1 protein-coding gene is annotated in these 707 nt (G+C 70.4%); it reads left to right on the top strand.

All coding sequences use genetic code 11. The features are described from left to right. Positions 1-707, top strand: a 707-nt coding sequence (gene tnpC, locus DS837_RS31895) for an IS66 family transposase (RefSeq protein ID WP_149168404.1), incomplete at both ends; no start/stop codon positions are given.

Consider the following 707-nt stretch of genomic DNA (forward strand, 5'->3'; position numbering starts at 1 on the left):
GGCAAGTTGGTCGCCGACGAGACGACGGCGCCGGTGCTCGACCCCGGACGCGGCAGCACGAAGACCGGCCAGCTCTGGGCCTACGCGCGCGACGATCGCCCTTGGAACGGACCGGAGCCGCCGGCGGTGGCCTACGTCTATGCTCCCGATCGCAAGGCGGAACGGCCGGTGGCGCACCTGCGGGGATTCACCGGCGTGCTCCAGGTCGACGGCTATGCCGGCTATCGCAAGCTGGCCGAGGGCGGAGCCGTGCGCCTCGCCTTCTGCTGGGCGCACGTCCGCCGGGGCTTCTATGATCTCCAGACCGGCGGCTCGGCGCCGATCGCCAGCGAAGCCTTGCGGCGCATCGCCCAGTTGTACGCGGTGGAAGCGGAGATCCGCGGCCGTGACGCCGAGGCGCGCCGCCGGGAGCGCCAGGCCCGCTCGACGCCGCTGATTGCGGAACTGAAGGCGTGGCTGGAAAAGCAGCTGGCGACGGTGTTGCGCAAATCGACATTGGCCGAGGCGATCCGCTACGCGCTCAGCCGCTGGGAGGGGCTGACGCTGTTCCTCGACGACGGCCGGGTGGAGATCGACAGCAACAGTGTGGAGCGCAGCATCCGCCCGCTGGCCCTCACGCGCAAGAATGCTCTGTTCGCTGGCAGCGACGGCGGCGGTGAGCACTGGGCCACCGTCGCGTCGCTGGTGGAAACCTGCAAGCTCAACGG

The sequence above is a fragment of the Azospirillum brasilense genome (genome assembly GCF_008365405.1).
GTDB classification, from domain to species: domain Bacteria; phylum Pseudomonadota; class Alphaproteobacteria; order Azospirillales; family Azospirillaceae; genus Azospirillum; species Azospirillum brasilense_D.